This is a genomic window from Bacteroides rodentium JCM 16496 (genome assembly GCF_000614125.1).
In the GTDB taxonomy this organism is placed as follows: Bacteria; Bacteroidota; Bacteroidia; order Bacteroidales; family Bacteroidaceae; genus Bacteroides; species Bacteroides rodentium.
In genome coordinates, this window is sequence record NZ_BAKJ01000013.1 from 15,438 (window position 1) to 29,010 (window position 13,573).

Here is a 13,573-nt window from a genome sequence, read left to right on the forward strand (position 1 = left end):
AAAATGGAAGACAATAAAATAAGAGTCGGCATTACACAAGGCGACATTAATGGTGTAGGGTATGAAGTGATTTTAAAGACGTTTGCAGACCCGGTGATGCTGGAATTGTGCACGCCGATTATCTACGGTTCGCCTAAAGTGGCAGCTTATCATCGTAAATCATTGGACTTGCCTACCAATTTCAGTATCGTCAACTCCGCCTCCGAAGCGGCTCCCAATCGCTTGAGTGTAGTGAATTGCACGGATGATGAAGTAAAGGTTGAGTTCTCTAAACCTGACGTTGAAGCTGGTAAAGCTGCACTTGGTGCACTGGAAAAAGCCATTGAGGAATATAAGGAGGGAATGATAGACGTGATTGTCACAGCTCCCATCAACAAGCATACCATCCAGTCGGAGGAGTTCGCCTTCCCCGGACATACGGAGTATATAGAGCAGAAACTGGGAGATGGCGGGAAGGCCCTTATGATTCTGATGAAAGATGACTTCCGGGTAGCATTGGTGACCGGACATATTCCCGTTAAAGAGATAGCCGGAAGCATCACCAAAGAACTGATACAGGAAAAACTGAAGATATTCAACCGCTCCTTGAAGCAGGATTTTGCTATCGGCGCACCGCGTATTGCAGTGCTTTCGCTGAATCCGCATGCAGGAGACGGTGGATTGCTGGGAACTGAAGAGCAGGAAATTATCATTCCGGCCATCAACGAAATGGCTGCTAAGGGTATGCTTTGCTATGGTCCTTATCCGGCAGACGGGTTTATGGGCTCAGATAACTTTACCCATTTTGATGGTATCCTGGCCATGTATCACGACCAGGGCTGGCACCGTTCAAGGCATTGGCTATGGACGAGGGCGTGAACTATACTGCCGGCTTGCCGGTGATACGCACTTCGCCTGCTCATGGCACGGCCTACGATATTGCCGGGAAAGGAATTGCCTCTGAAGATTCGTTCCGGCAGGCTATCTATGTGGCTATAGATGTGTTCCGTAACCGCCAGCGTGAGAAAGAAGCACATGCAAATCCGCTGCGCAAGCAATATTACGAGAAACGTGACGATAGCGACAAACTGAAACTCGATAGTGTAGAAGAAGATTTGTAGAATGACAAAAGCGGAAATACAACAAGTAAAATTACGTTTCGGCATCATCGGAAACAACGAAGCGCTGATGCGTGCCATTGATATCGCTATCCAGGTAGCGCCTACCGACTTGTCTGTACTGATTACCGGAGAGAGTGGTGTGGGGAAGGAGAGCTTTCCGCAGATAATACACCAGTACAGCCGGCGCAAGCATGGACAGTACATTGCCGTGAACTGTGGAGCCATTCCCGAAGGGACGATTGACTCGGAACTGTTCGGTCATGAGAAGGGCGCGTTTACCGGGGCTATCGGCGAACGGAAGGGGTATTTCGGTGAAGCCAATGGCGGAACAATCTTCCTTGATGAAGTCGGCGAATTGCCTTTGCCTACCCAGGCACGCTTGTTGCGTGTGCTCGAGAGCGGTGAATTCATCAAAGTAGGTTCTTCTAAGGTGGAAAAGACCGATGTGCGTATTGTTGCCGCTACCAATGTAAACTTGACACAAGCCATCGCCGACGGACGTTTTCGTGAAGACTTGTATTATCGTTTGAACACAGTACCTATTCAGGTCCCTCCATTGCGCGAACGCGGTGAAGACGTGGTGTTGCTGTTCCGCAAGTTTGCTTCAGACTTTGCGGAGAAGTACCGTATGCCTGCCATTCAGCTGACGGAAGACGGCAAGCAAGTGTTGCTGGGCTACTCATGGCCGGGTAATGTGCGCCAGTTGAAGAATATCACCGAGCAGATATCCATCATTGAGACCAATCGTGAAATCAATGCATCCATCTTAAAGGGCTATCTGCCTGAGCAGAACAACATGCAGCGCCTGCCTGCCTTGTTTGGAGTGAGGGAGGACAAGAGCTTCGGGAGTGAACGGGAAATTCTCTACCAGGTTCTGTTTGATATGCGCCAGGATGTAACGGACTTGAAAAAGCTGGTGCATGAGATTATGGCTGAAAGGGGAACGGTAGCCAATCCGGCGGTTGCCACATCGGCCTACTATACGCCGGCTACTCCGGCGGTGGTACCTCCGGTAACATCCAGTGTCCCCACTATTATACATCCTTCGGTGAAGCCGGTTACTCCGGTGGACGATGACTTCCAGGATACGGAAGAATATGTGGAGGAGTCACTCTCCCTGGATGAAGTGGAGAAAGAAATGATACGTAAGGCGCTTGAAAAACATCACGGCAAGCGTAAGAGTGCGGCTCAGGACTTGAATATCTCTGAGCGTACGTTATACAGAAAGATAAAAGAATATGGATTGGATTAAAAAAGCGGCATTTGCTTCCTTGTTGGTAAGCTTGTTATTTCTGGTGAATTCATGTAGTATGAAGTTGGGACTTGCTCCGATAAGTTCTATTGACTATACAAAGGTAAAAACGATTTCCATTGCCGATTTCCAGAACCGGGCAGAGTATGTATATGCACCGCTGGCAACAGAGTTTAACCAGAAAATGAAGGATATGTTCATTCAGCAGACTCGCCTGCAACTGGTGAACTCCGGAGGAGACCTGGACATCGACGGAGAAATAACCGGTTACAACCAATATAATGAATCGGTGGATGCCAGCGGTTACTCTTCGAAGGTGAAGGTGACGCTGACTGTCAACGTGCGCTACACCAACAACACGAACCATGAGGAGGACTTTGAACAGCAGTTCTCGGCTTTCCAGACCTATGATTCCTCAAAATTGCTGACCGAAGTGCAGGACCAGCTGATAACCTTGATGGTGAAGGACATTGCCGAACAGATTTTCAATGCAACTGTAGCTAACTGGTAAACTCATGACGCCTGCCCATTTGCAACAATGGATTCAGCATCCCGAGACGCTGAATAGGGATACTTTGTACGAGCTTCGCACATTGGTGGCACGCTATCCTTATTTCCAGTCGCTCCGTTTGCTCTATCTGAAAAACCTCTATCTGCTGCACGACATCAACTTTGGCGCGGAGTTGCGCAAGGCTGTGTTGTATGTGGCAGATCGTCGTGTGCTGTTTTACTTTATAGAGGGTGACCGCTATGCCTTGAAATCCCGGAAGGCTTCGTCGCTTTTTTCCGGCGATTTGGAGAAAGAGCCGAGTGTGGACCGTACCCTTTCCTTGATTGACGCATTTCTGGCTACTGTTCCCGAAGAGCATTCACAACATACGGAGCTGGATTATGCGGTGGATTATACGGCCTATTTAATGCAGGAAGAACCCGGTGTGGATGCAATAGACGAGCCGGAAGTGCCTAAACTGCGCGGGCATGAATTGATAGATGACTTTATTCAAAAGAGTGAGTCTCCGGATGCCCCGGATACGAGAAGGGAGTTTCTTGTAGAGAAGGAGGAAGAGACTGAAGAAGAGGAAGAGCCCTCCGTATCGCCGGTAACGGAAGAGTTGGACGATAGCTGTTTTACGGAAACTTTAGCCAAAATCTATATAAAACAGCACCGATATGACAAGGCACTTGAAATTATTAAAAAATTAAGTTTGAATTATCCAAAAAAAAATGCTTACTTTGCAGACCAAATCAGATTTTTGGAGAAATTGATTATTAACGCTAAATCAAAATAACAAAATGTATTTATTATTAGTTATCTTAATGCTGATTGCATCTGTGCTGATGTGCTTCATTGTATTGATTCAAAATTCTAAAGGAGGCGGTCTGGCATCAGGCTTTTCATCATCCAACCAAATTATGGGTGTGCGCAAGACTACGGATTTTCTGGAAAAAGCAACCTGGACTCTGGCAGCTGTATGGTAGTCTTCAGTATTGTTTCTGCTTACACTATTCCTTCTTCTTCAAGTAAGGGCGGTGATGTGATTCTGGAACAGGCGCAACAAGAAGAAAAAACTAATCCTTATAACATGCCCGTAGGTACAGAAGCTCCGCAATCGGAAGCCCCTGCGGAAGTTCCGGCTGAAGCTGCTCCGGCTGCTCAGGAAACTCCGGCAAATTAATGTTAGGGAAGATTTATATTCCGTGATAAGCGGGATTGTATACTGAAATAGTATACAGTCCCGCTTGTTTTTTCTTGAAACAAGCGGGATTAAATGATTAATTGTCTATTTTTGTAAGCTGTACAGACGAAATGTTTAATTCTTAATATAATAATGATGATTACAGACAAAACTAATTTGACGCTGCGCGATTCTGCGGGCGTACGCTGGATGGTATTATTGTTTCTGGCCTTTGCCATGTTCTGTTCATATATTTTTATGGACATACTTTCACCCATTAAAGACTTGATGCAGTCTACCCGGGGGTGGGATTCTACTGCTTTCGGTACCATGCAGGGTTCTGAAACTTTCCTCAACGTATTTGTGTTTTTTCTTATTTTTGCGGGTATCATCCTCGACAAGATGGGAGTCCGCTTTACGGCCCTGCTTTCAGGTGCGGTGATGTTGGTGGGAGCAACTATCAACTGGTATGCGGTAACGGAAAGTTTTCAAGGCAGTGGATTGGAGAATTGGTTCAACAACAACTTGAATTATATTCCCGGTTTCGATGAATTAGGCATCTCCCCCTTCTATCTGGGTATGCCTGCTTCGGCCAAGTTTGCTGCTGTGGGTTTCATGATTTTCGGCTGTGGGGTAGAAATGGCAGGCATCACTGTTTCACGCGGTATCGTGAAATGGTTCAAGGGACGTGAGATGGCACTTGCCATGGGCTCGGAGATGGCATTGGCACGTCTTGGCGTGGCTACTTGTATGATATTCTCCCGATGTTTGCCAAATGGGGAGGGGATATTGACGTGTCCCGTTCGGTGGCGTTCGGTGTGGTGTTGCTGATGATTGCGCTTATCATGTTCATTGTTTACTTCTTTATGGACAAGAGGTTGGATGAACAGACCGGAGAGGCGGAAGAGAAAGACGACCCCTTCAAGTTGAGCGATTTGGGGACCATCCTTTCCAGTAGCGGTTTTTGGTTGGTGGCTCTGCTCTGCGTGCTCTACTATTCGGCAATTTTCCCGTTCCAGAAGTATGCGGTGAATATGCTCCAGTGCAACTTGACGTTTACCGAAGTGCCTGCCGAATCGTTTTGGGCTACCAATACGGTGACTGTAATACAATATTGCATTATGCTGGTAGTAGCTGTTGCCGCTTTTGTCAGCAACTTCTCTAAGAAAGCAAATATGAAGATTGGTTTGTTCACATTGGCAGGTGTCGCATTGGTGGTGTTCTGTTACATGGGATATATGCGTCAAAGTGCAGAGACTGTGTTTGCTGTGTTCCCTTTGTTGGCTGTAGGTATCACCCCGATATTGGGTAATTATGTAGACCATAAGGGTAAGGCCGCTTCCATGCTGGTGTTAGGTTCTATCCTGCTTATCTTTTGTCATCTGACTTTTGCTTTCATTCTGCCGGAATTCAAGGGAAATGCTGTGGGCGGTGTGATTGTGGCCTACCTCACTATCTTGGTGCTTGGTGCGAGTTTCTCGCTGGTACCTGCCGCTTTGTGGCCCAGTGTGCCTAAGTTGGTCGATGCTAAGATTATCGGCAGTGCATACGCGCTTATCTTCTGGATTCAGAATATTGGTCTTTGGCTGTTCCCGCTGCTTATCGGCAAGGTGCTTGACAAGACCAACTCTCAATTAGTGGCTGATGTGAAGAACGGGGTTATTACTCCCGAAGCGGCAGCCGTGTCTTACGACTATACTGCACCGCTTGTGATGCTTGCCTGCTTAGGAGTGGCAGCCTTGATATTGGGCTTTGTGTTGAAGGCTGTAGACAAGAAGAAGGGGCTTGGACTGGAAGAAGCCAATATAAAGGAATAAGAGAGATGACGGAAGTAGAGGGAAAGATAAGTATTCTGGATGCGGTTCCCGTATGCAGCCCGCATGTCACAACTGAATGGAGAGAGGAGGGCGCAGTGCTCTCCTTTCCTCGCTTTAGGCATGCGTGGATGCGCCGTTTCCTGTTGCCCAAGGGGATGTCGTCCCATATTCATGTAAGCCTGGAAGAGCATGGCACCGCCGTGTGGCGAATGATAGACGGTCGGCGTACGGTGCAAGAGATAATAGATGCTCTTGGCACACACTTCCAAGACGCGAAGGAATATCCTTCGCGTGTCACGATGTACATAATGCAGTTGCGTAAGGACGGTTTTGTCCGATTGAAAATTAGAAATTGAGAAGTATTCTGTTATTCCCTGTCTACTTTTATCAGTCCTCCTGTTGCCGTATCAAAGAGCACCTTGATAGTTGAATTCTTGTTGAACAGTACTGGTGCGAGATATTCTACGGTGCCGAATTGGGTAATGGAAAGCTGGTCGTCAAACAGCTTCTTGTTGTTATGCACCAGTGTCACCTGCGCTTTACCCGGGAGATTGTAGGCAACACCTTCCACTTTCTTTTTACCTTCCTCGGCTGTAGGCAAGTCCGGAGTCTTCAGGTCAGTGACACTGATATAATAGGGCTCACCCGCAAGATTGTTTTGGGCTACTACTCCTAATTTTTTAGAGAAACGGAAAGCGACTTCATTTTTCATTTCTCTGGGAGTCAGTCGAATGGTAAACGTTTTGGCTTCTTTCTTTATTCTACCTGAGAACATTTCTGTCATGGCATGTTCCTGTTGATTCAGGTTGTCAAGCATCAACTTGAGTTGGGCACCGTCTTTGGGCATATTGTCCGCTTCACCGCGCAGGAGGGCATTTTTACTATCGCGTATGCTGTAGATTTCTTTGGCTACCAGCTCGGCCATCTTGGCATTGGAACTTGACATTAGTATTTCTTCCGTCAAGAAACTACGCGGGTCGATGTCGCTTTCGCTTGTTTGGGCTCCGGTTATCTTGGCAGCCGGTTTGCCGCTGAACGGAATGTTGATGGAGCGGACAATTCCGTCTTCGGTAAGCTCCATAAGGGGTGCCACGGTCTTGTCTTTCATCTTCACGAAATAGACGTTGTCCTTATCCGGCACACCGGCTATACGGGTTTCTATCCTGTCCAATGTCCAGAACTCTTCCGGTTCGGCAGATATGTTGTTGAGACGCAGATAACGGTCGGCATATTTACAGAATTCTCCGGGAGTGTAGGTATGCTTGGTGGTTTGCAATACGATTTCTATTTCTGTTTTGGGCAACATATAGGTTATCCCGTAGTCTTTGCCACGCATCACGCCGGTGGTTACGTCTGTTTGCGCCAGGGCAGTGGTAGACAAGAACAGAGCTGAGAGCATCAATATATTCTTCTTCATAATGTACATTCGTTTAGACTGATTTAGCTAAGGGACAAAGTTAATGAAGTTATCTTTGCTAAATATTGCTTTATAAATTATTAACAGAGCCGACAAACTGTACGCAAACCGGCATGTCGACTGCAATGTCCTGATGAGTATCTTCCAAGAGTCCGGTAACTTCGTTTCGTTTGTATACCTGAATGACATTGCTGTCGCGGCAGGCGGCAAGCAAGTATTTGCCGTTGGGCGTGATGTTGAAGTTGCGGGGATGGATGCCGGTGGGCTGATAACCTACCTTTGCCAAGGTCCCATTTTCAGGATTCACGGCAAAGATGGCGATGCCGTCTTCTTTCAGACGGTTGCTGGCGTAGAGGTATTTCCCATCCGGACTGAGGTGGATGTCTGCACTTCCACGGGCAGCTACGGTGTCGGCTGTGATAGTCTGTATCTGTTCCAGGCGACCGTCGTCGTAACTGAAGGCAATGACTTTGCCGGACAGTTCGGTGATGAGATAGGCAAACTTCCCGTTGGGGCTGAATGTCAGATGGCGCGGGCCGGAATCCGCCTCAATGTCAACGGCTTCCAGAGAAGCATGAGGGGTAGGGTCGTCGGGGTGCATCACAAAGCGCAGGATGCGGTCGGCACTGAAGTCGGTGGCGAAGATATACTTTCCGTCCGGTGAAAAGACCGTGCAATGGATGTGGGGAGTGGCTTGCCGTATGGCGTCGGGACCGGTGGCAGAGCCTTGAAAGAGCGTGTCTGCAGGAGCCAAAGTGCCGTCTTTCTGCAAAGGAAAGACGGACATGGTTCCACCGCTGTAGTTGGCAGTCAACACTTCCCGGCCATTGGTGGCCACGTAGCAGGGGTCGGCGCCGAAGGTGGGAACGGTGTTCAGCAGGCGCAGTTCTCCCGTTTCCCGGTCGAAGGCAAGGGAGCTGAGGGCTGCTGTGCTGTCGTTCATTTCACTGACGGCATAGACAAATTCGCCATCTTCCGAGGGGACGAGGTAGGAGGGATTGGGCAATGCCGCCGAACTGAGCGGAACGGCTGTTCCCGTCTCCTGATTAAAGCGGAAGGTATAGATACCCTTGCTTGAACCATTCGTGTAAGTACCCACCAGCATGGCGAGTTCGTCCTGGCCACCGTTAGTGCCCTTTGGAGAAGAGCCGCAGGCTGTCAGACCTAATCCGAGCATACAGAAAAGAAGTGTTTTCATTGGCACATTAAAATTTAACTTCGGCAATACCGACGCGGTCATCGTTCAGCACGATGCGGAGGTCGCTGGCGGTAGTACCTTTGAACGGATAGGAAATCAGCTTGCCATATTCGCTGACGGTGCCCGAATATACGGTGAGGAACTGTCCACCACCGCCCGAGAGCTGGATTTCGAAGGTTGCCGGCAGGTTGTTGTCGCGTGTAAAGGCGATGGCAACTTTATCTACCTTGGCTCCGTTCTTTAAGGCAAAGGTAATATATCTCCCTTATTTCCTTGCCATACGGTATTGATTTTTTCGTCGAGCACGTTTTCGGCATCCTCTGGGTTGGTGCTGGCACTCACGCGCTTTGCTGGTTTTTGGGCTTCAATGGCTTTGGCACGGGTCTGGTAGGCTTCTACGGTCAGCGTTCCGTTTAGGCGGATGTCTTCGGAAGAGGCGCCTGCCATGAGCACGAAGTCGCCGGGTTCCACCATCCATTTCATGTCGGCGTCCAGAAGCTCCAGGTGCTTGCGGTCGATGGTGAAGGACAGTTCCTGGGTTTCGCCCGGTTGGAGGTGGATGCGCTGGAAGCCTGCAAGGTTCTTTTCGTAGGTGGTGATGCTGCTCAGTACGTCGCGGATATAGAGCTGCACTACTTCATCTCCGGCGCGTTTACCGGTGTTTGTCACCTTCAGGTGGACGGTGGCAGACTCGTTCGGGGTGATGACTCGGGGGGTGATGTCGAGGTCAGAGTATTCGAAGGTAGTGTAGCTTAAGCCGTAACCGAAGGGGTAGAGTGCTCCGTTGATACGTGACATGTTGCCCGTGGGCCCCGGATTCTTACCGCCGTCTATCTGTGAAGAAGGCTTGCAGGGGAAGTTGAAGGGGATTTGTCCTACGGTCTTGGGGAAGGTCACCGTCAGCTTTCCACCGGGATTGTAGTCGCCGAAGAGGATGTCGGCCAGGGCCGTTCCGCCTTTGGAGCCGGGATACCAGGCTTCGAGGATGGCGGGGACGAACTTGTCTGCCCAGTTGATGGAGAGCGGGCGTCCGTTGATGAGTATCAGTACGACGGGCTTCCCCGTGGCTTGTATGGCTTGAAGCAGTTGCAACTGCCGGCCAGGCAGGTCGAGGCTGGTGCGCGATTTGTTTTCGCCGCAGGTGCGTTGCCCTCCGCCCAATACTACGATGGCAACATCAGCTTGGCGGGCATTTTCTACGGCTTTGTCTATCTCGGCTTGTTCGTCGTCGGTCAACGGATAGTCTATGATTTCACTTTCGGGCCAGTGGGCGTCCACCAGGTCACAACCTTTGGTGTAGAGCACCTCTGCCTTGCCTTTTGTCTTTTCTTGAATGCCTTCCAGCACAGTGGTCACCTCTACGGCAAGGGGGCCGTAATGGGTCAGCGCGTAGCCTTCTTCGTTGGCATTGGGACCACAGACGGCAATCTTCTTGGTGGAGTTGATGTCTAAGGGCAATAGTTCACCGGCATTCTTCAGCAGAACGACGGACTCGCGGGATGCCTGCAAGGCGATGGCTTCGTTCTCTTCTTTTTCCACTTCATGGTCGGCACCGGCAAGGTCTGTCTGGTAGGGGGCATCGAACAGGCCGATGAGGAACTTTACCCGGAGGATGTCGCGCACACGGTCGTTGATGACGTCTTCGCTCAGCCCACCCTCTTTCACCAGTTCGCGGAGGGGAAGGACGAAGGAGTCGGGCGAGCGGAAGGTGCAGCGTACGTTCAGCCCGGCTTCCACGCTTTGGCGGACGGCTTCTTTCATGTCTTTGGCGGTGCCGTGCTTGGTGTAGAGGTATTCTACGGCGTCACTGTCGGATACGACGTAGCCACGGAATCCCATTTCGCCACGCAGGCGGGTGGTGAGCCAGTAGTAGCTGCCCTGCACGGGGATGCCGTCGTAATCGTTGTACGAACTCATTACGCCCAGCATGCCGGCTTCCCGGATGACGCGCTTGAAGGGGTAGATGTGTATGTTCTCCACTTCGCGCGGCGACATTTGCGGGTCCACGCGTGCCATGCCTTCGCGGGCGCCTTTGTTGTTGCTGTAGGCGGCAAAGTGCTTGCCGGTGGCAGCTACTTGGTGGTTGTGCTGCAAGCCGCGCACCATTTCGATGCCCAGTTCGGCTACGAGGTAGGGAGATTCGCCGTAAACCTCCTCGTAGCGTCCCCAGCGTTGGTCGCGTCCTACGTCGAGGATGGGGGCGTAGACGTTGGTGTAGCCCAGCATGCGGGCTTCGCGTCCGGTGATGAGTCCTATTTGGCGAATCAATTCACGGTTCCAGGTATGTCCCAGTCCCAGTTGGGTGGGGAAGTTGGTGGCGCGGTAGCTTTCCACGCCGCGTATGCCTTCGTTGGTAAAGTCTACGGGGATGCCGAGACGGGTATCTTCCACAAAGAACCGCTGCACCTCGTTCAGTGCCCAGGCGTGGCGCGAGGCGGGCCAGACGTAGGTGTTGTCCGAGGGAGGGAGTCCCCATTGCTGGAAGCCGTTCAGGTGTTCGTCGATGGCGCCGATGCCGTCTTTCCAGAGCAGCTCTTTCCATTCGGGGGTGGGGAGGTCGTCTTTCAGTACGCGTTTGTAGCCGTAGAGGGTGACCATTTGGCAGGTCTTCTCGTCCAGCGTCATCTGTTGCAGCAGGTTTTCGATGCGTGCTTCCAGCGGGGCAGAGGGGTCTTCGTACACGTCTTTCACTCCGTTTTTGTTGAAGTCTATCCAACCTTTGCGGTACATTTCGCTTTTCGCAGGCTTGTAGGTTGTCGGTATTTTCATCGGCTTTTGTGCCGGCAATGCGGATGGGAAGGCGCCGCTTCCCGCTAATAAAGTGGCTACTATCAGTTTTCTCATGGTGATTTAATTTTCCTTTTGGTGCAAAGGTAGGTTATTCTTGGCAGAAAAGGGGGTAAAATAGTCCATGATTGGTGAGTATATTTTCCGGACCGGCTGCATATTGAGCTTGCGAAATGTGAATTAGTAATGTATAAACTGTAAGATTAGTAATCGTGAAGCTGTAAGATTATACTGCGTGCAGTCGTATGAAGGGAACGCTGAAAGCGTCTCAATCTGTATGCTCGTTCATTGCTTTGGGATTGTTTCATGGTTTAAAATAGCTACATATATTTGTATGTTGCATTTCAGATTCATCCCTTCATATCTGCACGAATACGGTTGCGGATGGGGATTCGCGTATGAATTGACACAGAGATTTAGCCTTACAGCCCTCCTTTCATATAAGCAGATTCTGCAACAGGGTAGAAGACGATGAAACGATGAAGGAAAGCTATGAATTATGAGTTATGAATTGTCAGACACAGGACTCTGAGTTGTCAGGTTCCGGTTCCTGAGCTGTCAGGTTCCGGATTCTGAGCCGTCAAACTCTGGTACTTGACAAATGAAGGGGATAAACCTTAGCTTTACACTGCTAAAGGTCTACTTTGGCGATGCAAAGGTCTATACTATTGAAGGGAAACTGCTTTTCATTTGACAAAGGCTTTTTGATGTTGTGTGTTTGTATTAGCTAATATTTGCAAATATATGATGGTTGGTAGCAAAAGAATATGTATCTTTGTACCCAAAGAGAGCGATAGGGTATGAAAAACAATATATCATTTATTTTTTTTCATTCCTTGACTTAGAAATAAGTATGGCAATCTTTTAAATTTCAGACCGTTACAAAGTCATGGGGTTGACTGGATTTGACAGCGGGCAGAAATGGTAAGTAAGCATGCAGTGCGTCGTTGATTTGCACTTTAATCTCAGTCCTCAAAATTTTATCTGGCGAAACTCGTTACGCTCTCGCTGCTTAATCGAAGTATAGTAGATTGAAGCTTAATCCCGGCACCAGGTGCTGGGACGTGACATCACTCGGAAGCTGTTGCTCCGAAGCATTCCGATAAAGTGGTGCAGTCAAATCGGGGATAGTTCGTGTCAGCCTCGTGGCACGGGTGAAAATTTAGAGGATAAGGCAACGGTTGATGGCTTTGGTTCTGCCGCTGCACGAAAATTTAGGCAAAGATAAGCATGTAGAAAGCTTATGATTTCCTCGTTTGGACGAGGGTTCGATTCCCTCCAGCTCCACGGAAATAGTAAAAAGAAGTTTGTAAGTCCTTGAATTCCAGGAATTCAGGGGCTTTCTCTTTTTTTCTACTCCCCCTACCTTTTCTACTCCCCCTCTTTCATCAGGGCTATTCAAAAAATTAATGGTTTCTTCTGAATATATAATCTTAAATTGATGGTTCGGAATCAATTCTAAAGCTGGGAAATCAGTAGTGATTAACAGTTTTAGTCCCTTTCTTTAATATGTAAAAGCAACTTGTACAAAAGAAGTTTCTTATATACGGGATAGCAGCAATAACTTCGTTAAGCCTTCGTGGAGACAAGCCGAATTTGATTTTATAATGTGGGTTTATAAGGTACAGTCTCCGGTCAATGATTTGATAGTTGGCTTGCCGGGCGATGCGATTGAACTGTTCGATGGTGCATCCGGTGCTCTTTATATCCAGTAGCTCCGTGATTGCGCGTTCCTGCTCACCGCATAGTCTTAATATCCATTTGTATAAAGTGCGGGGAAGGAGATGGAGAAAAGGGAAATGTGAAACAATGCGGCTGTGTGCTATCTGCTGGTGGCCTCCGAATGGCATTTGCCAGGCGGGAAACCCTACAAATACAGCTCCGTCGGCAGACAAATGTTTTTGTAGGCCGGAGAGGAACCGTTCTTTGTCTCTGATATGCTCTATCACATCGTGTAGAAGAATCAGGGGAAAATTCGTAGCCTTGTCCTCAAACTGGAAAATGTCGGTAGCAATGAACTGTCCCTGCTGATGCCTTTGGGCGAAGAAGGTCCTGGCTTGCTCTATTCGCATGGCATCAATGTCTACGCCCATCACCCGGCAACCGGCTTTGGCAAAGGGGAGCAGATTGCCTCCCTCTCCACAGCCCACTTCCAGCACTTTGTCGGGGATATGTCCGATGACTTCCTTTATGTAGGGGATATAATAGTTCTTGCTGGTCTGTGACTGTTCATCAAAGTAGCTTTCCCGGTCGGTATGTCGTTTCTGCATGTTCTTTGTTCCTTCTTGAGTTTGATTATCCATATACATAGATAATCAGTCGGGCA

At 49.1% G+C, this 13,573-nt stretch carries 7 protein-coding genes, 1 other RNA gene and 4 pseudogenes; 8 read left to right on the plus strand and 4 right to left on the minus strand.

Annotated elements, in window-relative coordinates; genetic code table 11:
* Positions 1-3 precede the first annotated feature (3 nt).
* The 7 genes and pseudogenes from pdxA (at position 4) to JCM16496_RS07745 (ending at position 6,201) form a co-directional block, all read left to right on the plus strand.
* Positions 4-1,100 (plus strand): annotated as a pseudogene (gene pdxA / locus JCM16496_RS07715) (4-hydroxythreonine-4-phosphate dehydrogenase PdxA).
* A 1-nt stretch (position 1,101) separates the two neighbouring features.
* On the plus strand, positions 1,102-2,352 hold the full coding sequence (locus JCM16496_RS07720) for a sigma-54 interaction domain-containing protein (RefSeq protein ID WP_025833383.1): 1,251 nt from the start codon (positions 1,102-1,104) through the stop codon (positions 2,350-2,352).
* On the plus strand, positions 2,339-2,863 hold the full coding sequence (locus tag JCM16496_RS07725) for an LptE family protein (RefSeq protein ID WP_025833385.1): 525 nt from the start codon (positions 2,339-2,341) through the stop codon (positions 2,861-2,863). The genes JCM16496_RS07720 and JCM16496_RS07725 overlap by 14 nt, the downstream gene beginning before the upstream one ends.
* A gap of 4 nt (positions 2,864-2,867) precedes the next feature.
* Positions 2,868-3,641, plus strand: a complete 774-nt coding sequence (locus JCM16496_RS07730) for a DUF8458 domain-containing protein (RefSeq protein WP_025833387.1) — start codon at positions 2,868-2,870, stop codon at positions 3,639-3,641.
* A 4-nt stretch (positions 3,642-3,645) separates the two neighbouring features.
* A pseudogene (secG, locus tag JCM16496_RS07735) lies at positions 3,646-4,028 on the plus strand (preprotein translocase subunit SecG).
* A 153-nt stretch (positions 4,029-4,181) separates the two neighbouring features.
* Positions 4,182-5,845: pseudogene (locus tag JCM16496_RS07740) on the plus strand (MFS transporter).
* 5 nt (positions 5,846-5,850) lie between these two features.
* Complete coding sequence (locus JCM16496_RS07745) at positions 5,851-6,201, plus strand: PqqD family protein (protein WP_025833389.1); 351 nt, start codon at positions 5,851-5,853, stop codon at positions 6,199-6,201.
* A gap of 11 nt (positions 6,202-6,212) precedes the next feature.
* On the opposite strand, the gene JCM16496_RS07750 is transcribed toward JCM16496_RS07745, so the two are convergent.
* The 3 genes and pseudogenes from JCM16496_RS07750 to JCM16496_RS07760 form a co-directional block, all read right to left on the minus strand.
* On the minus strand, positions 6,213-7,262 hold the full coding sequence (locus tag JCM16496_RS07750; RefSeq protein ID WP_025833392.1) for a DUF4831 family protein: 1,050 nt from the start codon (positions 7,260-7,262) through the stop codon (positions 6,213-6,215).
* Positions 7,263-7,332: 70 nt separating this feature from the next.
* Positions 7,333-8,460, minus strand: a complete 1,128-nt coding sequence (locus JCM16496_RS07755; RefSeq protein WP_025833394.1) for a lactonase family protein — start codon at positions 8,458-8,460, stop codon at positions 7,333-7,335.
* A 7-nt stretch (positions 8,461-8,467) separates the two neighbouring features.
* Positions 8,468-11,304, minus strand: a pseudogene (locus tag JCM16496_RS07760) (glycoside hydrolase family 3 N-terminal domain-containing protein).
* An 834-nt stretch (positions 11,305-12,138) separates the two neighbouring features.
* Here JCM16496_RS07760 and ssrA point away from each other — a divergent pair.
* Positions 12,139-12,537: a transfer-messenger RNA gene (ssrA, locus tag JCM16496_RS21580) on the plus strand.
* 182 nt (positions 12,538-12,719) lie between these two features.
* Here ssrA and JCM16496_RS07765 read toward each other — a convergent pair.
* Complete coding sequence (locus JCM16496_RS07765; RefSeq protein WP_025833396.1) at positions 12,720-13,517, minus strand: class I SAM-dependent methyltransferase; 798 nt, start codon at positions 13,515-13,517, stop codon at positions 12,720-12,722.
* Between the last annotated feature and the right edge of the window lie 56 nt (positions 13,518-13,573).